This is a genomic window from Streptomyces sp. NPDC056373 (assembly GCF_042262425.1).
Classification (GTDB): domain Bacteria; phylum Actinomycetota; class Actinomycetes; order Streptomycetales; family Streptomycetaceae; genus Streptomyces.
In genome coordinates, this window is the sequence record NZ_JBHJPX010000001.1 from 711,372 (window position 1) to 732,953 (window position 21,582).

Below are 21,582 nucleotides of genomic sequence, written 5' to 3' on the forward strand. Positions count from 1 at the left end.
GATCAAGCCTTCATTCCCGCGGTACTGCGCTTCTTGCGCATCTGCACGTAAGTCCGGCCCCCCGCTGTCCCGGAGGTGCCAGTGCACCGGCAGCTCCGCCCAGAGCCACCGCGGGGGTTCGGGCTCACCATCAGGGTCAACACCGCTCGTTCACACGCGACTCCCCTCTACGAAGGCGATGGACGGCGGCTCCCTCTGGTGCGGTAGCGTCCGTTGGTGCAAACGGATAGTCCGTTTACGTGTGTGACACGGGGAGGATCGCCATGGATCGCGGTGCAGATCTCACTCAGCTTCGGGAGCTGTCCAAGCTCTTCGGCAAGAAGGCCACCGACCTCCAAGGCCTCATCAAGGCACTGGAGTCCGCCACGAGCCACAGCTCGGGTTACTGGAAGGGCCCCAAGGCCGACCGCTTCCGGAACGACTGGCACGACATCAAGCCGACGTTCGACAAGTGGGTCGACACGCTGAACGACGCCAGCAAGTCGGCCAACACCAGCGCCGACAACATCGAGCGCGCGACCTGAGCTGCCGCGCCGACGTCATAGCTGCCGGGGCATTCCTTCGAGGCCGTCGCACCTCGAGTGGGATGCCCCCGGCGGCATTGAACAGGAGGTGCGGGCAGTCAGTGGGTGCGACGTCAGCACGTCAAGGAACGGCGTCGAGCGCCACAGGAGCTGCAGCCTCAGCCCGGCACCGACAGCTCACGCGCGGCGACTCAAACATCCTTGTTGTACATACGCGCTTCGCTTTGTGACACCTTCTCGGGTTCACTCCGAATGGCGGCATCAATGATAGGCAGCAGTTTGTCGACCTGCTCGACCAACTTTTTGTTCCGCCCGTCCAGTTCTCTGTGCCAGGCTCGAGCATTCTTCCCGACCCAGACCTTGTCACCGCCGATCTGTTCGGTCGGGCCCTTGAGTGCCTTCTTGATGCTCTCCACCTCCTTGGCCAGGTCGCTCCGCAGCCGCTCAAGGTCCGCCTTCCGCGGATTGGGCACCTTGGCATCTGGATCTGCCACAATCCCACCCTCATTCATCACAGTTCCGACTGATGAATGCTCACCGTACCAGCGGCCTCTGGGGTGTTCCGATCGAGCCCCCAGCGCGGGGCGTAAGCCTACCGAGCGGTCAACTCGATGCCCCATAAGCCGTCCAGAGATCACATTGCTTGCCGCTCCATCACCTCATAATCTGAAGCAATGACCTCAAGCGAAACGGCCCAGGCCGCCCCCGAAGCCCTCGTGCTTCCCACCATGACCGAGGTGCCTCAAGGGCCTGACGGCTCCCCGCTCAGCGACGGCACCGTAGACGTCATCCTCGTGCCCATGGCTGGTGACGACGGCGAGGAGCGGCTCGTGGCATTGGCTTTCACGTCCATCTCCCTGCTGGTCGAGGCCATGGGAGAAGGGCAGCCTTGGGTCATCATCCCCACCGAGGAAGTAGGGGAGGCACTCAGCGGGTCGGGCGCAGCCGCGGTGCTGATCGACCCTCAACTGGCCGACAGCGCGGAAGGTGAATCGACCAGTGGTTGATCCAAACTTCTCCGGAATCAACCCGGACAACCTCTTGAGGACGATCAAGGGCCTTGAGTCCGGCGGTAAGAAGCTGCACGGGGCAAAGTCTTCATATGTGAGCAGATTTCAGAAATTTGGGCTAGAGACGAGCAACCTATCGGAAATCGGAAAGATCGCCGGCTGGGTCGATGACGAGTTGCCCATGCTTCGCCGCCGTCAGGCACTCGCAGCAGCAATGGAGCTTGACCAAAAAGGGATTCAGAAACCTGGCGCCATGGTCCAGCTTCGCGAACCCATCGCGACGATCGGCGAGGCTCGAAGCGCGGGGAAGAAGCTTGCAGAGGATGCAAACGAGGCGGCTGAGCTCGATCCGAGTAAAGCAGGCCCAGAATTCCACCGCATCGCTGAGGAGCTCGCCAAACACAAGGGTGACCCAGACTTCGCCTCGGCGTTCTACGCCAAGATGAATCCAGACCTGGTCAAGAATCTGCCGATGGCAATCGCCGCCGCCAATGCCCCAACGGCCAAGGACGATGCGAAGGTATTCGGGTCCGCGTTCACCACAGCGGTCAACGCTGAAACACCTGCGCCGGGCTTTGACAAGAAGGCCGCGCTCTTCCATGGCCAGTTCACGAAGGACGAGCCAACGGCTGTGTTCAACCGGGCGCTAATGCAGGGGGACGACCCGGAGCTGTGGGACATCGCTTGGAAGCACACACAGATCGCCGCGAAGAAGCTCCTCGATCCCGCTGACACATGGTCTGACACTGCTGGACTACTGGCCAGCGTCATCGGCGTCCAGTCAAAGTTTGCAAGTAACTTCTGGACTCAAGCGCAGAAATTCAGCGATGAAGCGGCCCAGTTGAAGGAGCAGCGCCTCAACGCTATGAGCAAGGCAGAGAAGCGGGCGTTCAAGAACGCGACCAGTCGCGCTGCCAAGGCCTCTGGAAAATCTGCGCGGGAGGCGGAGCGGATTCTTTCCAAGTTTGGAATGGGGTCGTTCTCCCGCCTGATGGAGGCATCCATCGCTGACGGGGGAGGTTGGCTGATCGGCAAGGTTCCTGGGCTCAAGCCGCCCAGCACTACATCGCTGTGGGGTCGCGCTCTCCGGACCGGTGGAAAGCTACCTCTGGTCGGGAGTCTCCTCACCGTTGGCGCCATCGGTTGGGATATCAGTAACGGCGAGGAGAAGGATGTAGCTGTTGCCGCCAACGTCGGCGGTATGGCGGCTGGCATGGCTGGAACTTGGGCCGCCACGGCAACAGTTGCTGCCGTTGGCGGGCCGGTCGGCTGGGGTATCGCTGCAGGTGTCGTGGTGGGTTTCGGTGTTGGTTACGCAGTTTCGTATGCCATCAAGACGGAAGCAGGCAGGAAGGCTGTCAACGCTGTTACAGGAGCGGCCAAGAGCGCAGGCAAGGCGATTGGCGACGCCGCATCGAGCGTAAAGAATACAGTGGGTGGATGGTTCTCATGAGGTGTTTCAGTCATGGCTAAGAAGAGTCGAAAAGCTGGTGCGAGCCAGCACCAACTCCCACCCCACGTGAAGGAGGCGCGCAAAGCAATTGCCGAGGCGAAGGCTTGGAAGCCGCGACCGAAGCTCCCTCAACGGCGCGTAATCTGGGCAATTTCAGGGATATTCCTGCTGTGCATCGTCCTATCTCTTGCTCTGTGGCTTCCTCCGCATATTCTGGTGCAGGACCTGCGTTCCCGCGGCGTCGATTCCGCTGCCACTGTCGTCGGTATCGACTCGAAACCCAAGTATGTGAAGGTTCGCCTCGTGACCGGGCCCGAGGCCGGTACAGAGGTCAAGCTGTCAGACTACGCCGGGATGTACCCCGACACGCACACCTCTGCATCACTGGTCGTCACGTACGATCGCGATGACCCGTCACGAATTCTCACCCGTGCCTGGGTGGAAGACCCGCCGGCAAACCTGCCGGCCTTCGGCACCTCAGCTCTGGCTGTCATCTGCCTCGGCCTCACCACGGCGGTGATCTGGCGCCGTCTCTGGATCCTGCGCACCTTCGGCCCAGAGGCGCCTCCTGCATCATCAACCGGTGCCAAGAAGAACCCTCAAGAGGTCATAAGAGACTGATTTGCAGACCAGTGTCAGTCGATCAACGAAATGAGGGCTCCCGCCCCATGGGCGGGAGCCCTCTTGTGTCCTAGCCGTTCATAACACCCTGCACCGGCACAAACCCCCCACCCGCCACGAACAACCCGCTCCCCGCTGCCCCGCCCCCGCTGTTCGCGGGAAGTCGGATGCCGAACAGCTCTCCGTCCGAGGAGCTCTGCGGCGTCAACAGCAGGCCGTTGCGGGACTTGCGGGCCTCGACCGTGAAGCCGCGGTACTGGCTGGACAGTGAGTCCGTCGTGCCGGCGGCGAGCAGGCCCACACCGCCGTCGGCTCCCTTGCGGATGACCCCTTCCAGCGGCTCGTCCAGTGGTGTGTCGTAGAGGAGCTCGGCGTCATCGACCACGACGACGTACGGCCGTCCGTCGAGCTGGTCCTGGATCTCCTCAAGGTCGTCACCCGAGCTGTCCGCGTTGAGCATGCCGAGGACGCCCTCTCGCCCTTCCAGGTCCCGCAGCGGGGACCGACGAGGTGTCACGACCACCAGAGGCGTCCCTGCTTGCAGAAGCGACTCGGCAGCGCACAGCAGTGCCGTCGAGCGGCCGGACTTCGGCGGGCCCGCGATGACGAAGCCGGGTCCGTTCTCCTCCAAGTCGACCCCGATGGGGTGGAGTTCGTCGCCACCGACGGCGAGAAGAGCCCACAGAGGCGACGGCGGCGCGAAGTCCGGGTCCAGAGCCATGGCCTCCGACGCCGTGATGCGCGCCGGAAGGGCGTCGACCCGCAGCGGGCGGCGGCCCGCCGGAACGCGGCCGTAGCGGGTTCGCGCCTCCTCCGCGATCTCGCGGAGCGCACGGACCTGGGCCTGGCCTGCGGGGTCCTGCGCCAGCAGGCCGATCTGGGTCTCGTCCACACCCGTGTCAGTGATCCGCAGGGCGCGGCCGGGTGGCATGTTCTTCGGGACCTCGCGAGCCTGGAGGCCTGCCGTGGAGTAGTCGTTCGGGTCGGCGAAGCGCATGACGAGACGGTCGGCAAAGGCAGAGGAGACGTGGCCGCTGAGGCCGCTGCGGTCGGCCGTCATGACGACCTTCAGACCCGCTGCCGAGCCCTCGCGGAAGAGTCTCTGGGCCGCTTCCAGCAACTGACCGTAGTTGTAGTTCTCGAAGGTCGATGCGAAGCCCTCCCAGCTGTCCAAGAGCAGGACCATCCAGGGCAGACGCTCCTCCGGGGAGGCCCCAGCACGCTGTTCCGCCGCGCTCGACGCGCCCTCCATCGCGAGCAGTTGCTGTCGACGGGCGACCTCCACCTGCAAGCGCTGGATCAGACGGCGGGCTCGGTCCGGCTCGTCGCGGGTCACGACAGCGCCCACGTGAGGCAGACGAACTAGCGGCAGGAGGGCGTTGGAGCCGCAGTCGATGCCGTAGACGTGCACGTCGAGCGGGGAGGTGTTCCGTGCCAGGGAGCCGGCCAGGGTACGAAGAGCCGTCGAGCGACCGGAGCGGGCGCCGCCGAGCAGCAGCGTGTGCTCGCCGTGCACCAGGTCCAGGGACACCGGCACACGGCTCTGCTTCGCCGGCAGGTCGACCAGGCCGTACGGGATCGGGGCCACGTCGTCGCCCGGGGCGGTCGGTGCACCGCCGTAGGCGGAGAGTTCGTCGAGCGTGACGGACTCCGCCAGCGGCGGCAGCCACGGGCTGCGCTGCTCACCGAAGCCCATCCGCTCCGCGCCGTCACGTACGGCGTCGACGAGGACGGCCAGGTCGGTGACCATCGTGCCGTCGTCCTCAGCGTCGTCCCGCTTGGGCAGCGGACGGGCGTAGGCGTTCCAGGGAAGCGGGATCAGGTTGGCCTTGGGGCCCGTCTGGCCCGTGGCAGGGCGACGGCCACCGATACGGGCCGACTGGACACCGACCAGGGACTGAGCACCCGATCGTACATACATGCGACCTGGGGTCGACTTGGCGATCGCGCCCGAGTCCGGTGCGTCGATGACGTCCATCGACTCGGCGGCGTCCGTGACCCGCAGGGCGATGCGGAGGTTCGTGTTGGCCCGGATGTCGGCACTCACCACACCCGCGGGACGCTGCGTCGCGAGGATCAGGTGCACGCCGAGCGAGCGGCCTCGACGTGCGATGTCGACCAAACCCGCGATGAAGTCGGGCAGTTCGGCGACCAGGGATGCGAACTCATCGATGACGAGCACGAGCCGCGGCATCGGCTCCAGTTCGGGACGTAGCTTGCGGGTGTCGTTGTAGTCCTCGATGTCCTTGGCCGCGGCGTCGAAGAGGATGCGCTCCCGGCGATGCAGCTCGGCCGCGAGCGAGGCGAGGGCCCGCTCGGTCAGATGGGCGTCGAGGTCACTGACCATGCCGACGGTGTGCGGCAGGCGGGCGCAGTCCATGAACGCGCTGCCGCCCTTGTAGTCGATGAGGACGTAGTTCAGGGCGTCGGGCCGGTTCGCCACGGCCAGCGAGGCGATGATCGTCTGCAGGAGCTCGGACTTACCGGCACCGGTCGTACCGGCGACCAGTGCGTGCGGCCCGTCACGCCGGATGTCCAGGACGAACGCGCCGTCGGCAGCGAGCCCGATGGGCGCGGCCGTGGTCGAGCCACCCGCCTGCCAGATGCGTTCCACGTCGGTACCCGCCGGGTTGGGCATGTTCAGCAGGTTCAGCAACCGGGCCGAGGTGGGCAGCGCGGAACCGGCGTCGTCGCGGCTGACATCACGGATGGGGGCGAGGGAGCGGGCCAGGAGTTCGCACCATTCGTACGGGACCTGGTCGGCCAGCACATCGCCTGCCGCCTCGAGGCCGTAGCCGCGCACCCGGACGTGGTGGGCCGCGTCGGGCGACCAGGCCACGACGGCCTTGCACTCCTCGGGGAGCAGCCGCTCGTCCTCGTCGATGCAGAGGGCGAAGATGCCGTACTGCGGGCCCTCGGTGAGGAGTTGCGGAACGCCCGGCACACGGCGCAGCAGCCGTGCTCCGTCCAGGATCAGGAGCACGTTGGCGTCCGGATACAGCTGGCCCGTCATGTTGTGCTGCTCGCGGGCGGCCTTGCGTCGAGCCAGTTCGTTGAGGAGCTCGTTGACCCGGCGGCTGATGCCCTCCGAGTCAAAACCGACCAGGGCTACGCAGTCCTGTCCCTCTTCGGGGTTGGTGTGCGGCAGCCAGTGCGCCCAGTGCCACTCGGCGCCCGCGGCGGGCGTGGCGGCCAGGGAAACCAGTGACAGATCGCGGGGGCTGTGCAGCACGGCGGCCTGCACGCTCAGCCAACGCGCGGTGGCGAGGGCACGGGGGCGGTCGCCCGCGATGCCGACCACGCCGAGCCGGGCGAAGGGCAGGGTGACGGGGACGTCGGGAAGGACCGGGGGCTCCGGGGGCTCCTCGTCGTGCGACGAGCCGCCGCGCGCGAAAACGAGTTCCACGTCGGAGGGCAGGGCGCCGAGCCCGATGCGCAGCTGCATCGCGTCCGGGTCGGTGAGCCGGCGCTCCCACAGGCGGCGGCGGGGTCCGGTCGCGAAGAGGAGGGTCTCGGCCGGGTCGGGGTTGTCCTCGCGGCGGGCGCGCTGTTCCTCCTTGCCGAGAGTGACGAGTTCGGCCTCGTGCGCCGCGAGGTCCTTCTTGTACTGCTTGAGGGACGTCCTGTGCTTCTTCTTGCCCTCGCGGTTCTCACTGATCCACTGGCCCAGCATCATGAGCGGGCTCATCAGGCAGAACAGCAGCATGTAGATCTGCTTGGTGATGAAGTACATGGACAGCCCGAACAGCATGGGCATGAACGCCATGATGAACTGGAAACGAGCCCGTTCCCCCTTGGAGGGGGGCACCGGCACGGCCAGCCGCCGCCGGGGCCGCAGTGGCGACAGCCGAGGGGGGCGGTTGTAGGCGAGGCCGCCCTCGCTCATCGGCGACAGGTGCGCGTCCGGCTCGGCCACCTTGTCGATCACCAGCAACGAGTCGCCGACCCGTACGACTCCGCCGAGCGGCCAGGGCGTCCCGGCCGTCACCGCGTCATCGTTCAGTCGGATCCCGGCCCCGCTCTCCGGGGTGAGGGTGACGTTGCCCTGGAGGTCGACCGTCAGCCGGAGGGCGATCGGCGGCAGGGAGGCGTCCGGCAGGGGGAGCGTACAGGTCGGGGCCGATCCCGCAGTGGCCACGCCGACACCCAGCCTGACCACTCGCCCGGAGCCGGGTCCGCCGGCCACCCGCAACTCGTACTGTCCGACGGGCTCGCCCTTGCGCAGCAGCGGGCCTATCGATCGGTCGACGGAGACTCGCATGCCGTCCCTCAGGACGCCGGCCGCAGGTGACGCCGGATCGCACAGCTCGCCGTCGGCCCACAGCGCCGGTATTCCTGCCGACGCCGTCCCGTATCCGGGCAGCGAGGCCAGTGAGGTGCCGGGCATCGCCAGGACGTTCCCCGGCCCATTGCCACGCGCATGGACCCCGGCAGCCTGCGCCAACACCTCCGCGACATCGCCTGCCGTGGCGGTGTCGTCGGTGGTGACTACGACGTCCTCCGGCTCACCGCCTTCGCGTACGACCGTGACCAGCATCCGCATGATGGTCGTCCTCCCCGTCGGCCCCTGTGGCCACGTTCGTTAACTTCAGCTAACGGAGACTATGGCAGTCCCCGGTATCGCGCCCCAGCGCCCCGGCGTCACACCGCCGGCATCGCGTAGATCTCCGGCCCGTTCGTCACCAACAGTCGGTTTCCTGCCGTTGCGAACTGCCACGGGGCGCCGGAGTCCTTGTCGTCCGACCATGTCCACCGCACCTTGCCGGTCCTGGCCTGGAGGGCGATGACGCCTCCCGACAGGGGCCCGGCGGCGCAGTACAGCGTGGTGCCGACCCTGATGAACGTTCCCGGCGCGCCACGGTCCTGATCTTCACAGAGCCAGATCCGCTGTCGCTTCTTGACGTCGACGGCCCAGATGCCGCGGTCGTAGTCGCTGACATAGAGCACACCGTCGATGACGGCCGGATTGTTGAAGCCGCGGCGGCCCTTGGGGGAGAGCGTCCAGCGGGTGCGGCCGGTCTCCGCGTCGACCGCTGTCAGCTTCTCGCCGGGCAGGAAGACGAGGCCGTTCGCGACCGTGGGCTGCCAGGCCCAGTCGTCGCCGATCTTCTGCGTCCACAACTGGTCGCCGGTCGCGGTGTCGCGCACGGTGAGGTTCTTGTTGGAATCCGCGTAGACGAGGTACTTGCCGGAGGCGGTGCCCTGGACGTCGTAGTCCCTCGTGCCCCAGTCGCGGTGCTGCAGCCACACCTTCTTCCCAGTGCTGTGGCTGATCGCGGCGATGGCCGTGCGGTAGTCGGTGGCGCTGTGGGCCTCTGCGTAGTCGGTCGCCGTGACGTACACGTTCTTGTCGTCGATGGCGATGGTGCTCTCGATACCGAGTTCCTTGCCCAGGCGGCTGCGCCACACCTCGCTGCCGGTCTTCACGTCGCGCGCGACGAGGACGCCCTCGGCGCCGCTGTCAGTGAGGAACACCTTGCCGTCGTGGAACAGAAGCGGTGAACCGGGGGCGCAGACATCAGGCTTCGACCACCGGGGCTTCCCCGTCTTCACGTCGTACGCCACCAGAGGGTCTCCGCTGATCAGGAGCAGGCCGTCATGGATGAGGAGCGGTACGTCAGTGGTGGTGCTGTCTTCCGCCGCTGTCTCGTGCCACAGAGGCTGGGGGGCCACTCCGGCCGGCGGGGTGGTGAAGTTCTCCTCGACGGGCTGTGCGGATCCGGCGCCGCTCGTGCCGGTCGCCCCGTCGGTGGTGTCGCCGTTCCGACCGAGCCACCAGGCGGTGCCGCCGCCGGCCACCGCCACGGCGGCGGCGCCGCCGACCGCGAGCCCGAGGACTCGGCGGCGGGAGGGCACTGCGGAGGAGGTGGAGACGGTCGGCCCCGCGGCGCCGGGCCGCCCGTGAGCGTCCTGCCCCGGCGTGGTCGTCCCGTACCCCGGGGTGTGAAGGCCACCCGGCGGTGTGGCATGCCCCGGGGCAGGGGTTCCCTGGGCGGGAGCCGCGGGGGCACCGCCGTATCCCGGAGCTTGGGGATACCCGTAACCCGGCGTGGGTGTACCCGGTGGCTGCGGTGTCCCGTCGGTCATCACCGGTGCCGGCCCGAAGGACGCGGCGGGCGGCTGAGGCCGCTGCGGTGCCTCGAGGTCCAGGATGCCGGCCGCGTGCGTGGCGATCGTCGAGGCCACCGCCGAGGGCAGCCAGTTGCTGAGGACTCCCTCGACACCTTGCGGGGCGAGTGCCGCCACGATCTCGGAGGGTACCGGCCGATGCGCCGGGTCCTTCGCGAGGCATGCGCGGACCAGTCCCAGCAGTTGCTGCGGTACGCCTTCGAGGTCGGGTTCACCGTGCACGACTTGATACAGCAACGAGGCATGCGAGACGGCACCATGGCCGAAGGTGCCCCGGCCGGTCGCCGCGAAGGCGAGTACGGCGCCCAGTGAGAAGACATCACTCGCCGTGCCGATGTCCCCGCCCAGCGCCTGCTCCGGTGACATGTAGCCGGGTGAGCCGACCACGACTCCCGTCTGCGTCATACGGTTTCCGTCCACCGCCCGCGCGATCCCGAAGTCGATGACGCGCGGACCGTCTGCCGCGAGCAGGACGTTCGACGGCTTCATGTCGCGGTGGATCAGTCCGGCCGCGTGAACCTCTTGCAGGGCGGCGGCGAGGCCGGCGGCCAGTGCCCGGACGGTCTGCTCCGGCAGCGCACCGTGCGCCGACACCACGTCCGTGAGGTCCGGGCCGAGCACGTACGACGTAGCCAGCCAGGGCAGCGGCGCGTCCGGGTCGGCGTCCACGACCGGGGCGGTGAAGCGCCCGGAAACCGCCTTCGCTATCTCGACCTCGTGCCGGAAGCGGTCCCGGAAGTCGTTGTCGGCGGCGAGGTCCGGACGTACGACCTTCACCGCGACGGTACGGCCACCGGGCGAACGAGCCAGGTATACGCGGCCCATGCCGCCGACGCCGAGTCTTCGAAGGAGCCGGTAGGAGCCCAACTCCAGTGGATCGTCCGGCTGCAGTGTCTCCATGGTGGGCCTTCCCGGCGATACGCAATACGGTGCGTTAGTCGCGTCAGATGGTGTTCGCTATCGCAGACACACTAGTGAGCGCCTGAGAAGGTGGAGGGCCAGGGGCCATGAGCAAGACCTCGGCGAAGCCAAAGCGGAGGAAAGCGGCTGGTCCTGTTCTGAAGTACGAGCACAGGCCAGGACGCCGGCTGTCCCCCCGGGTGAAAACCACTGTGGAGAGCGCCTGTTCGGCTGCCTGGTTCTTCCCGGCTTCGTCGCCCTGCTCATGCCGCTCGTCCTGTTCGACATGTACTGGGGTCATGAACTGTGGGGCGACGTCGCTCCCGCGTGGCCCGGCGGCGCCTACGCTTTCGCCGCCACGGTCGGCGCCCTGGTACCGGTGGTCTTCTTCGCCTGGGTGGCACCGCTGACCCGGATGAATCGGAAGAGTAATAAAGGGCCTTCACTGGCCTGGTTGGCGGCGTCGCTGCCCGGGTTGGCCGCCTGCTACCTGGTCGCTGGGGTGATCGCCGCGACCGCACGGCCCAAGCGGCGCCGCAACTGGGACGCTGACTGCTACAGCCAGGGCGGGCCCTGCTGGGTGCACGTGCACCACCCGTGGTTGTGGGCCGTCGGCTTGGCCGCCACCCTCGCGGCGGCCGGGATGCTGATCACCATGCTCGTCAAGCTCGGCCGCAGGGCACCCTCTACCGAACCCTCACCATCCGGGCCTGCGGCCGCCCCGACTCCTCACTCTCCGACCGGTACTGGAGGTCATCTCCCACCGGCTTGAGGTGCACTGTCGTCTTCGCCGAGTTGCAGCCGCCGTCGTTGGTCCCCGCGCCGACCGACGCCGCGACGAGCTCCGTCTTCGTCACCTGCTTCAGAGTACGTCGACGCAGACCCCGCCGATCTGGTCGGTCTGTCGGAGCCGGCCCAGCTGCTCACCCACTGCGGCCTGTTCGAGGGTGATGCGGAACGTGCCGAGGGGGAGTCTGCCGTCGAGGGCGACGCCCTGGCCCTCCCAGGTGCCGAGGTACGCCGCGGCACCGCACCGCACCGGACGGGGCGGAGCTCGCCTCCGCCGCCGGAGACGCATCGGAGCCGCTGCTCGAGCCCGCGTCGTCGTGGCCGCCGCCCCGGTCCGGCAGCACGTCGAACACGAGCACCGACCCGATCGTCACGACCGCCAGGGCCACGGAGCAGCTGAGCCTCCGCACCCGCCCGCCGCCCTCCGGCGTGGGGGTCGCCGCGACGGAGATCGTGACCTTGCCCGCGCGGCGCCCGGAGACCGGGGTGGCGTCGGCGTCCCCGCGAACGACTCACCGTTCGCCGTGCAGGCCGGCCGCCTCGGGTCCTGCGGGTGGTCACCGCCCCGGGGCTCCGGGACGGCGGCGTCGCGGGGGTGCCGGTGCTTGCCGGGCGACGGCGGCGTCACGGGGCACTGCTGCGTCCCGGGCAACGGCAACATCGCGAGGCACGCTGCATCCCTGGCAACGGCGGCATCGATCGGCCAGCGACCGCTGTCGCCCGCCTCCGCCGGCAGCGCTCCCCGCGCCCCTGCCCTCTCGGGCGGAACAGGGGGCACAGGTGGGGAGGGCGACCGCATCGCCGGCGGCGGTCCGGACGTCCCGAGCCTGCAAGTGGGGGCGCCTCCGGTCCCGGTGCGCCCGCACCACCCAGCAGAGCAGTGCGGGAGCACCGCCCGGCTCACGGCTGGAGCAGGTCCACCTTCACGTCCGCCGGGAAACCGGTCGTCGGGCCGACCCGCCGGGCGAACTCGGCGACCGCGGCCAGCTGCGGGTCGCCGAAACGGAAGTCGAGGGTGGTGAAGTAGCGGGCGAGGGTCTCCTCGTCGAAGGTCTCCCAGCGGGCGGCCTGCTCGGCGACCTTGCCGACCTCCTCCAGGGAGAGGTTGCGGGAGTCGAGGAAGGCCTCGTGGACCCGGCGGGTGATGACCGGCTCGCGCTCCAGGTAGTCGCGGCGGGCCGCCCAGACCGCGAAGACGAACGGCAGGCCCGTCCACTCCTTCCACAGCGCGCCGAGGTCGTGCACCTCCAGGCCGAAGCGGGGCCCGTCGAGCATGTTCGCGCGCAGGGCCGCGTCGCCGATGAGGACGGCGGCGTCGGCCTCCTGCATCATCAGGCTCAGGTCGGGCGGGCAGGTGTAGTAGTCCGGCTGGACGCCGTAGCGCTCGGCGAGGAGCAGCTGGGCGAGGCGGACGGAGGTGCGGGAGGTCGACCCGAGGGCGACGCGGGCGCCGTCCAGACGGTCCAGCGGGACCTGCGAGACGATCACGCAGGACATGACCGGGCCGTCGCAGCCGACGGCGATGTCGGGGAAGGCGACCAGATCGTCGGCGTGCCGGAGGAACTCGACGAGGGTGATCGGACCGATGTCGAGTTCGCCCTGCACCAGCTTCTCGCTGAGCTTCTCCGGGGTGTCCTTGGAGAGCTCGAAGTCGAGGAGCGTGCCCGTTCTCGCGAGCCCCCAGTACAGGGGCAGGCAGTTCAGGAACTGGATGTGGCCGACGCGCGGCCGGGTGCGAGGATTGTCCACATCGTGAGGCTAGCCCTCACGGCGTACGGACCGGCGCGCGACCCCGCCGTCGGGGTGCGAGCCCCTTGCGGGCGCCCTCTCGGCCAGTCGGCGGAGGGATGTTCAAACATTCGGGTGACGTGATCTTGACCCCTATTGCATTCCGCAGCCTGCGTGCTAGGCTCATCGCAAGTTGCAGTTTGGTTTCCCTTGCAGTACAGAGCCTGCGGAGCATGTGACCGCGGGCTCTCGTCATTCTCAGACATATGCACTTGTGCGGAATTCATCTTCACACTTGCTGGTTCTGGAGCAGGGCAACCCTTTTGGGCCCAAGGAGGGCTTATGGCTACCGGAACCGTGAAGTGGTTCAACGCCGAAAAGGGCTTTGGTTTCATCGCCCAGGAGGGCGGCGGCCCCGACGTCTTCGTCCACTACTCCGCGATCAACGCGAGCGGCTTCCGCTCGCTCGAGGAGAACCAGCAGGTGTCTTTCGACGTCACGCAGGGTCCGAAGGGCCCGCAGGCTGAGAACGTCACGCCGGTCTGATTTGCAGTACCCAAGGAGCCCCGCGCCGCAAGGCGACGGGGCTCCTGCCCTTTCCGGGCCCTTGCGCCCGATGAATTCCCGGTGAATTCCGGCCGAAGGGCGGCGCCGCGACGCCGCGCTAGGGTCTGTGGCCATGACCGACGCCGACTTCGTGAGCGAGACCCGCACCTTCTACGACACGGTGGCCGAGGAGTACGCCGTCCACTTCGACGACCTGCGGCCCGGGTCGCCGCTCGACCGGGGCGTGCTCCACGGCTTCGCTGAGCTCGTGGGCGCGGGCGGCGAGGTCGCGGACCTGGGGTGCGGGCCCGGGCGGGTGACGGCGTACCTGGCGTCCCGGGGGCTGTCGGTGTTCGGGCTCGACCTGTCGGAGTCGATGCTCACGATCGCCCGCCGCGAGCACCCGGGCCTGCGGTTCGTGCACGGCTCGATGCTGGAGCTCGACCTGCCGGACGGCTCGCTCGACGGTGTCGTGTCCTGGTACTCGATCATCCACACGCCCGAGGAGCACCTGCCCGCCCTCTTCGCCGGTTTCCACCGCGTCCTGCGTCCCGGCGGCCATCTGCTTCTCGGCTTCCAGTGCGGTGACGAGCCCCGCCGCTACGAGGAGGCCTTCGGGCACCAGGTGTCCCTGACCTTCCGCCGGCGCCGGCCGGAGCGTGTCGCCGCCCTGCTGAGCGGCGCCGGCTTCACCGTCCGCGCCACGACGGTGCGGGAGCCGGACGAGGCACAGGGCGAGCCGGTCGCCCAGGCCAGCCTCGTGGCGCGCAAGCCGGGGGACTGAACCGCCCGGGGCATCGCCGCAGCCCCACGCGCGACGCCCCGGGTGTGGCCCCGTGACCGGCCGCGGATGCCCCCAGGCGCACCACGGCCGACCCACGCTCACCCCTCAGTCGCACCACGACCGACCCACGCTCCCCCTCCCCCCAGGCGCACCACGACCGACCCACGCTCCCCCTCCCCCCAGGCGCACCACGGCCGACCCACGCTCACCCCCCAGGCGCACCACGACCGACCCACGCTCCCCCCCAGGCGCACCACGGCCGACCCACGCTCACCCCCCAGGCGCACCGCGACCGGCTCACGCTCAGCCCTTGGACCGCCGCCCTCCGGCCAGGAGACGCACGGACTACAGCACCCCCGCGGCATCCCTCGCCGCGATGTACCCGAACGTCATCGCCGGGCCGATCGTCGACCCCGCGCCCGCGTAGCTGTGGCCCATCACGGCCGCGCTCGCGTTCCCCGCCGCGTACAGGCCCGGGATCACGGAGCCGTCCTCCCTCAGCACCCGGGCGCGGGCGTCCGTGCGGAGGCCGCCCTTGGTGCCGAGGTCGCCGGGGACGATGCGGAAGGCGTGGTACGGGGGGAGCCAGAGGGGCGCGAGGCAGGGGTTGGGGACGACCGAGGGGTCCGTGTAGTAGTGGTCGTAGGCGCTGTCGCCGCGGTGGAAGTCGGGGTCCTCGCCCTGGAGCGCCTGGGCGTTGAAGCGGTTCACGCTGGTGCGCAGGGCCGCCGCCGGGACGCCGATCGAGGCCGCCAGCGCGTCCAGGGTCCACTCCTTGTGCGCGGCGCCGGAGTCGTACCAGGCGTCGGGGAACGGCAGAGCCGGCAGGACGTCCTTGAAGAGGTACCGGTTGCGGTAGTTCTGGTCGGTGATCAGCCAGGACGGGATCGCCCCCTGCTCGTCGTACATGGTGTGCACGACGTCGCTGTAGGGCGCGGCCTCGTTGACGAAGCGGCGGCCCGCGCCGTTCACCAGCAGCCCGCCGGGCAGGGTGCGTTCGGCGAGGCAGAAGTAGGGCTGCCCGGGGATCGGGATCGCCGGGCCCCACCAGGCGTCGTCCATCAGGTCGAGCGCCGCGCCCAGCCGCTCCCCCGCCCGGATGCCGTCGCCGGTGTTCTCCTTCGCCCCGACGGTCCACTCCGTGCCGATGGGCTGCCGCTGGAAGCGCTGCCGCATCGCCGCGTTGTGCTCGAAGCCGCCCGAGCCGACGATCACGCCCCGGCGGGCGCGGAGCAGTCCGGGTGCGCCGTCGCGGGTGACGACGGCTCCCGTCACGCCGCCGTTCTCGACGTGCAGGTCCGTCAGGGGCGTGTTCAGCCACACCGGGACCCCGGCCGAGCGCAGGCCGGCCCGCAGGCCCGCGGCCAGCGCCTGGCCCATCGTCAGGGGCTTCTGGCCGAGCGTCGCCGCTTTCGCGCCGCGGGCGAGGCACTGGGCGGCGACGGCCGCGCCCCGGGCGTTCACGGCGGCCAGGGCGACCCACTTGTAGTCGGCGCTGAAGACGACCATGCCGGCGGGGACGTCCATGTACGGCGGGTTGAGGTGCGCCAGTTCGGTGCCCAGGAGGTTGCCGTCGAGCTGGTCCGGTTCGACGGAGCGGCCGTTCGGCAGGCCGCCGGGCAGCTCGGGGTAGTAGTCGCTGTAGCCCTCCATCCAGCGGAACCGCAGGGGGCTGTTCCGTATGACGAAGGAGATCATCGCCGGGCCGTGGGTCAGGAAGGCCCGCTGCCGGTCGGCGGGGACCTCCGGGCCGACGACCGCGGCGAGGTAGGAGGCGGCCTTCGCGGGGGTGTCCGGGACCCCGGCCGCGAGGATCACGGAGTTGTTGGGAATCCAGATCCCGGCGCCCGAGCGGGCCGCCGAGCCGCCGAAGGTCGGAGCCTTCTCCACCACGACGCAGCTCAGGCCCTGGCGGGCGGCCGTCAGGGCGGCTGTCATGCCGGCGGCGCCGGAGCCGATGACGACGACGTCGTACGTCCCGAGCGGGGGTAAGTCGGCCGCCCGGGCGCCTTGCTGCACTCCCGCGGCGACCGCGAGCCCGGCGCCGGCGGCCCCGGCCAGCAGTCGTCTTCGGGACGGGGCTCCGGCGGTGCCCGGGGTGTCCGTGGGTGTGGTCATGGCCGCTCCAGCCCGACGTGAACGCGAAAGGGGTGGGGAATGTCGCGCGCGGCCCTTGCGAAGTCAAGACCCGTGCGGCACCCACCGCGCGTCCACCACCCGAACCTGCGCCGGGGCAACGTCCTTCTTCCAGGGGCGCGGGGAACTGCGCGATCAGCCACCGGCAGCCCGCGGACGACGAAGAGGAACCCCGCAACCCGGATTCGACGGCCCCACGCGCCGCGTCCGCTACTCCAGGCCGATGGCCGCGCAGTCCGCCTTGTACTTCGGGGTGCAGATGTCCTTGATGGTGTACACGCCGTCGGTGATCACCGTGTCCTTGATGTTGTCCTTGGTGAGGGCGACCACCGGCACCAGCATCGCCGGGATGTTCTTCTGCGTCGGGCTGTCGACCGTGTCCCGGGTCAGCGCGGCGAACTCGATCGCCCGGCCCTGGACCTTGGCCACCGCGATCTTCGCGGCGTTGGTCGCCTCCAGCAGGAAGGACTTGTACACGGTCATGTACTGCTCGCCGGAGACGACCCGCTGCACCGCGTCGAGGTTGGCGTCCTGCCCGGTGACCGGCGGCATCCTGGTGGCTCCGGCCTCCTTCAGCGCCTCGATGACGGCGCCGGCCATGCCGTCGTTGGCCGAGTAGACGGCGGCGATGTTGTTCAGCCCCACCTTCTGGATCGCCTTCTTCATGTTGGCCTTGGCGATCGCGGGCTTCCACTCCTTGGTGTCGTACTGCGCGACGATGTCGACCTGGCCCTGGAGTTCGCTGAGCGCGCCGTCCTTGAAGCGTGCGGTGTTGGGGTCCGCCGGGTCGCCGTTCATCATGACGACCTTGCTCTTCTGGGCCTTGTCGCCGAGTTCCCCCATGATGGCGCGGCCCTGGACCTGGCCGACGAGCTCGTTGTCGTGGGAGACGTAGGCGTCGATGGGGCCCTCGGCGAGCCGGTCGTAGGCGATGACCGGGATGCCGGCGTCCTTGGCCTTCTGCACGTCGGTGGCGATGCTCTTGGAGTTCAGCGCGTCGACGAGGATGACGTCCACCTTGTCGGCGATCATCTTCTGGAACTGCTCGCTCTGTCTGGCCACGCTGGCCTCGGCGTTGGCGTAGCGGACGGTCCCCTTGTTCTCCGTGAGCTCGGCGACCTCCTCCTTGATCAGCGGGTAGTCGAACTTCTCGAAGCGTGCCGTGTCCCGGTCGGGCAGCAGCAGGCCCACCGTGATGTCGTTGCCCTTCTTGGCGGCGGCGTCGTCACTCCCACCGTCGCCGCAGGCGGCGAGGGACAGGGCCGACACGGAGACCGCCAGGGCGATGGAGATGCGCCGCACGGCGGCCTGACGGGTGTTACGCGCTATCACTGGTGGTGCCTTCCGATGGGGGGAGCATCGTGACGAGGTGGTCGAAAGCCAACGGGCAGACGCCGTGCGTCGTCAAGAACCACGTGTGAAGACATCGCAAAGGTGAATCACCGGGCGTACAGACCCTCTACTTCCGTGGCGAACGCGCGCAGCACGGCCTCCCGGCGGAGCTTCATCGACGGGGTGAGATGGCCGGCCTCCTCCGTGAGGTCCTCGGGGAGGATGGCGAAGCGGCGGATGGACTCCGGGCGGGAGACCAGCTTGTTGGCCTCGTCGACGGCGCGTTGCAGGACGGCGCGCAGTTCCTCGTCGTCGACGAGGAGGGTGGCCGGCACGGGGTGTTTGCCGTTCATCTGGCGCCAGTGGGTGATGCCCTCCGGGTCGAGGGTGATCAGGGCGGAGACGAAGGGCCGGCCGTCGCCCAGGACCAGGCACTGGGAGATCAGCGGGTGGGAGCGCAGCCAGTTCTCCAGCGGGGCCGGGGCGACGGACTTGCCGCCCGCGGTGATCAGCAGTTCCTTCTTGCGGCCGGTGATCGTCAGGTAGCCCTCGTCGTCCAGTTCGCCGAGGTCGCCGGTGGCGAGCCAGCCGTCGGGTGCGGCGGGGACGACGCCGCCGGCCTGCGGGTCCCAGTAGCCGCGCAGCACGTGGTCGCCGCCGACGAGGATCTCCCCGTCGGCGGCGATGCGCACGCGGGTGCCGGGCAGCGGCCAGCCGACGGTGCCGAGCCGGGGTTTCAGGGGCGGGGTGACGGTGCTCGCGCCGGTGGTCTCCGTCAGGCCGTAGCCCTCGAAGATCTCGATGCCGGCACCGGCGTAGAACGCGGCGAGGCGGCGGCCGAGCGGGGAGCCGCCGCAGATGGCGTAGCGGACTCTGCCGCCCATGGCGTTGCGCAGGCGCCGGTAGACCAGGGGGTCGTAGAAGGCCCGGGCGGTCTTGAGGGCGCGGGAGGGGCCGGGTCCGGTGCCCGTCTGCTGGGCCTCCAGGGCCTCTCCGTAGCGCTGCGCCACGGCCACCGCGCGGTCGAACGACGAGGCCCGGCCGCCCGTCTCGGCCTTGGCGCGGGCCGAGTTGAAGACCTTCTCCAGCATGTACGGGATGGCCAGCAGACAGGTCGGCCGGAAGCTGGCGAGGTCCGGCAGCAGGTGGTCGGCCTTGATGCTCGGGGCGTGGCCCAGCCGGACGCGGGCGCGGATGCAGGCGATGGCGACCATGCGGCCGAAGACGTGGGACATCGGCAGGAACAGCAGGACGGAGGCTTCTTCGCTGGTCCTGGCCCGGAAGACGGGGTAGAGCAGCTCGATGGCGTTGTCGACCTCGGCGAAGAAGTTGCCGTGGGTGAGCGCGCAGCCCTTGGGGCGGCCCGTGGTGCCCGAGGTGTAGACGAGGGTGGCGAGGGTGTCGGGGCCGAGCATGCCGCGCCGCACCTCGACCTCCTGGTCGGGCAGGTGCGCCCCGGCCTCGGCGAGCCGGTTGACGTGGCCTTTCTCCACGACCCACATGTGCTGGAGGTCGGGCAGCCGTTCCCGCTCGGGGCCGAGGGCGGCGGCCTGTGCGGCGGTCTCGGTGACCAGGGCGACCGCGCCGGAGTCCTGGAGGATCCAGCGGGCCTGGAAGACGGAGGAGGTGGGGTAGACGGGGACGGTGACCAGTCCGGCCGCCCAGGCGGCGAAGTCCAGGACGGTCCACTCGTAGATGGTGCGGGCCATCACGGCGATCCGGTCGCCCGGCATCAGGCCCTCGGCGATCAGGCCCTTCGCGACGGCTCTCACCTGGTCGGCGAACCGTGCCGCCGTGACGTCGCTCCAGTTGCCGTCGGCGTCCTTGCGGCTGAGTGCCACGGAGTCCGGGTGGGCGCTCGCGTTGTCGAAGGGCAGGTCGGCGAGCGACCCGTGGGCCCACGGCGGGGCCAGCGCCGGGACGGAGGCCTCCCGGACCGCCCCGTCCAGCCGCCGTACCTCGGGCTCGACGAGCCTCGGCCCCCCGTAGGCGTCGCCGTAGGCGGAGGAGGGATACGCAGTGGACACGGGCGGCTCCTGGGGCGTGCAGCGAAGGACTGCTTGCTGCATGACGTACGTGCCTCGCACGCCGAGGCGCTCAACCGGCTCAATCCCCCCTGAGAGGCCCTTAAGGGGTTACTGACGGTAGGAACGGGATCGTACGGCGCTGACGTGGCGGGTTTGTGCGGGTTCGGGAATGGTCCGGAGCCAGGCCTGTGCAATCTCGTGGATTACGTGAGGGGCTTTCAGGTTCTGCACACCGTTGCCCTCAGGCACGCTCCAGGACGGCCGTCACCCCCTGTCCGCCCGCCGCGCAGACGGAGATCAGCCCGCGGGCGGGGGCGTCCCGTTCGGCGAGGAGTCCGGCCAGGGTGGCGACCATCCGGGCGCCGGTGGCGGCGAAGGGGTGGCCGGTGGCGAGGGAGGATCCGGCGACGTTCAGCCGGGCGCGGTCGACCCTGCCGAGGCCCCGCTTCTCCCAGGCGGCGAGCGTCGCCAGCACCTGGGAGGCGAACGCCTCGTGGATCTCGACGAGGTCGAAGTCGTCCAGGCCGAGCCCGGCCCGCTCCAGCATGCGCGGGACCGCGTACGCGGGTGCCATGAGCAGTCCGTCCTCGCCGTCGGCCACGTCACCGCCGACGAAGTCGACGGCGGCCGTCTCGTACGCGGTGAGGTACGCCAGCGGTTCCAGCCCGCGCTCGCGGGCCCACTCCTCGCTCGCCAGCAGGACGGTCGCCGCGCCGTCCGTCAGCGGGGTGGAGTTGCCCGCCGTCATGGTCGGCTCGGGGTGGCCGAGCCCGAACACGGGTTTCAGGGACGCCAGTTTCTCCACCGTCGAGCCGGGGCGCAGGTTCTGGTCGCGGGCCAGTCCGCGGAAGGGGACCACGAGGTCCTGGAACAGGCCGCGTTCGTACGCCGCCGCGAGCCGCCGGTGACTGGTGGCGGCGAGTTCGTCCTGCGCCTCGCGGGCGATGCCCCAGGCGCGGGCGGTGACGGCGGCGTGTTCGCCCATGGACAGGCCGGTGCGCGGCTCGGCGTTGCGCGGGATGTCGGGCACGAGGTGGCCCGGGCGCAGTTTCGCCAGGGCCTTCAGGCGGGCGCCGGGCGACTTGGCGCGGCGGACCTCCAGCAGGATGCGCCGCAGGGAGTCGTTGACGCCGAGGGGGGCGTCGCTGGCCGTGTCGGCACCGCCCGCGACGGCGGACCCGGTCTGGCCGAGGGCGATCTTGTTGGCGGCGGCGATGACGGCCTGGAGTCCGGTGCCGCAGGCCTGCTGGACGTCGTAGGCGGGGGTGCTCGGGTGGAGCTGGGAGCCGAGGACGGTCTCGCGGGCGAGGTTGAAGTCGCGGGCGTGCTTGAGCACTGCCCCGGCGACGAACTCGCCCACCACGCCCGGCTCCTGGAGCCCGTACCGTTCGACGAGGCCGTCCAGGGCGGCGGTGAGCATCTGCTGGTTGGAGGCGGTGGCGTAGGGGCCGTCGGAACGGGCGAAGGGGATGCGGGCCCCGCCGACGACCGCCACGCGCCGCACCGACTGCGACAGCTGCTGGGAACTCATCTCGACCAGCTCATCTCGACCCGCTCCTCGTCCGTGACGTAGCATTACCCCCGGTAACCTTACTCCAGAGTA

16 protein-coding genes are annotated in these 21,582 nt (G+C 69.5%); 6 read left to right on the plus strand and 10 right to left on the minus strand.

All coding sequences use genetic code 11. From position 1 onward, the window contains the following. The first annotated feature begins 263 nt into the window (after window positions 1–263). Window positions 264–524, plus strand: a complete 261-nt coding sequence (locus ACFCXS_RS03340) for a WXG100 family type VII secretion target (RefSeq protein WP_097218954.1) — start codon at window positions 264–266, stop codon at window positions 522–524. A gap of 191 nt (window positions 525–715) precedes the next feature. On the opposite strand, the gene ACFCXS_RS03345 is transcribed toward ACFCXS_RS03340, so the two are convergent. Next, window positions 716–1,018 carry a hypothetical protein gene (locus ACFCXS_RS03345; protein ID WP_376641371.1) on the minus strand — a complete coding sequence of 101 codons (303 nt, stop codon included), beginning with the start codon at window positions 1,016–1,018 and terminating at the stop codon, window positions 716–718. Window positions 1,019–1,198: 180 nt separating this feature from the next. Here ACFCXS_RS03345 and ACFCXS_RS03350 point away from each other — a divergent pair, with 180 nt between their 5' ends. From ACFCXS_RS03350 to ACFCXS_RS03360, 3 genes are read left to right on the plus strand one after another with little or no spacing between them, the layout of a single operon-like run. Further along, a complete protein-coding gene (locus ACFCXS_RS03350; RefSeq protein WP_376641373.1) occupies window positions 1,199–1,531 on the plus strand; it encodes an SAV_915 family protein in 333 nt (110 codons plus the stop codon). Next, window positions 1,524–2,987: a hypothetical protein gene (locus ACFCXS_RS03355; protein ID WP_376641375.1), complete on the plus strand. Its 1,464-nt coding sequence runs from the start codon at window positions 1,524–1,526 to the stop codon at window positions 2,985–2,987. The genes ACFCXS_RS03350 and ACFCXS_RS03355 overlap by 8 nt, the downstream gene beginning before the upstream one ends. 12 nt (window positions 2,988–2,999) lie before the next feature. After that, window positions 3,000–3,608, plus strand: a complete 609-nt coding sequence (locus tag ACFCXS_RS03360) for a hypothetical protein (RefSeq protein ID WP_376641377.1) — start codon at window positions 3,000–3,002, stop codon at window positions 3,606–3,608. 70 nt (window positions 3,609–3,678) lie between these two features. Here ACFCXS_RS03360 and ACFCXS_RS03365 read toward each other — a convergent pair whose 3' ends face one another. The 5 genes from ACFCXS_RS03365 to ACFCXS_RS03385 all read right to left on the minus strand — a co-directional run bounded on the left by ACFCXS_RS03365 (window position 3,679) and on the right by ACFCXS_RS03385 (window position 13,175). Next, window positions 3,679–8,151 (minus strand): FtsK/SpoIIIE domain-containing protein, encoded by a 4,473-nt coding sequence (locus ACFCXS_RS03365; protein ID WP_376641378.1) that lies wholly within the window; start codon window positions 8,149–8,151, stop codon window positions 3,679–3,681. Between the two features lie 98 nt (window positions 8,152–8,249). Next, window positions 8,250–10,637, minus strand: a complete 2,388-nt coding sequence (locus tag ACFCXS_RS03370) for a PQQ-binding-like beta-propeller repeat protein (RefSeq protein WP_376641380.1) — start codon at window positions 10,635–10,637, stop codon at window positions 8,250–8,252. 686 nt (window positions 10,638–11,323) lie between these two features. Further along, window positions 11,324–11,494 (minus strand): hypothetical protein, encoded by a 171-nt coding sequence (locus ACFCXS_RS03375; protein ID WP_376641381.1) that lies wholly within the window; start codon window positions 11,492–11,494, stop codon window positions 11,324–11,326. A 5-nt stretch (window positions 11,495–11,499) separates the two neighbouring features. Continuing rightward, on the minus strand, window positions 11,500–11,715 hold the full coding sequence (locus tag ACFCXS_RS03380) for a hypothetical protein (protein WP_376641383.1): 216 nt from the start codon (window positions 11,713–11,715) through the stop codon (window positions 11,500–11,502). A 611-nt stretch (window positions 11,716–12,326) separates the two neighbouring features. After that, on the minus strand, window positions 12,327–13,175 hold the full coding sequence (locus tag ACFCXS_RS03385) for a menaquinone biosynthetic enzyme MqnA/MqnD family protein (RefSeq protein ID WP_376641385.1): 849 nt from the start codon (window positions 13,173–13,175) through the stop codon (window positions 12,327–12,329). A 321-nt stretch (window positions 13,176–13,496) separates the two neighbouring features. Here ACFCXS_RS03385 and ACFCXS_RS03390 point away from each other — a divergent pair, with 321 nt between their 5' ends. Both ACFCXS_RS03390 and ACFCXS_RS03395 read left to right on the plus strand, forming a co-directional pair. After that, window positions 13,497–13,700, plus strand: a complete 204-nt coding sequence (locus ACFCXS_RS03390; RefSeq protein ID WP_003992177.1) for a cold-shock protein — start codon at window positions 13,497–13,499, stop codon at window positions 13,698–13,700. Between the two features lie 133 nt (window positions 13,701–13,833). Next, the gene (locus ACFCXS_RS03395) at window positions 13,834–14,484 is read left to right on the plus strand and encodes a class I SAM-dependent methyltransferase (protein WP_376641386.1); all 651 of its coding nucleotides are present in this window, start codon (window positions 13,834–13,836) and stop codon (window positions 14,482–14,484) included. Between the two features lie 345 nt (window positions 14,485–14,829). On the opposite strand, the gene kstD is transcribed toward ACFCXS_RS03395, so the two are convergent. The 4 genes from kstD to ACFCXS_RS03415 all read right to left on the minus strand — a co-directional run bounded on the left by kstD (window position 14,830) and on the right by ACFCXS_RS03415 (window position 21,510). Beyond that, window positions 14,830–16,602 carry a 3-oxosteroid 1-dehydrogenase gene (gene kstD, locus ACFCXS_RS03400; RefSeq protein ID WP_376641388.1) on the minus strand — a complete coding sequence of 591 codons (1,773 nt, stop codon included), beginning with the start codon at window positions 16,600–16,602 and terminating at the stop codon, window positions 14,830–14,832. 228 nt (window positions 16,603–16,830) lie between these two features. Then, complete coding sequence (locus ACFCXS_RS03405) at window positions 16,831–17,952, minus strand: sugar ABC transporter substrate-binding protein (protein ID WP_376641390.1); 1,122 nt, start codon at window positions 17,950–17,952, stop codon at window positions 16,831–16,833. Between the two features lie 107 nt (window positions 17,953–18,059). Further along, on the minus strand, window positions 18,060–19,979 hold the full coding sequence (locus ACFCXS_RS03410) for an AMP-dependent synthetase/ligase (protein WP_376641392.1): 1,920 nt from the start codon (window positions 19,977–19,979) through the stop codon (window positions 18,060–18,062). A 241-nt stretch (window positions 19,980–20,220) separates the two neighbouring features. Further along, window positions 20,221–21,510 (minus strand): acetyl-CoA C-acetyltransferase, encoded by a 1,290-nt coding sequence (locus ACFCXS_RS03415; protein WP_376641393.1) that lies wholly within the window; start codon window positions 21,508–21,510, stop codon window positions 20,221–20,223. Window positions 21,511–21,582: the final 72 nt, after the last annotated feature.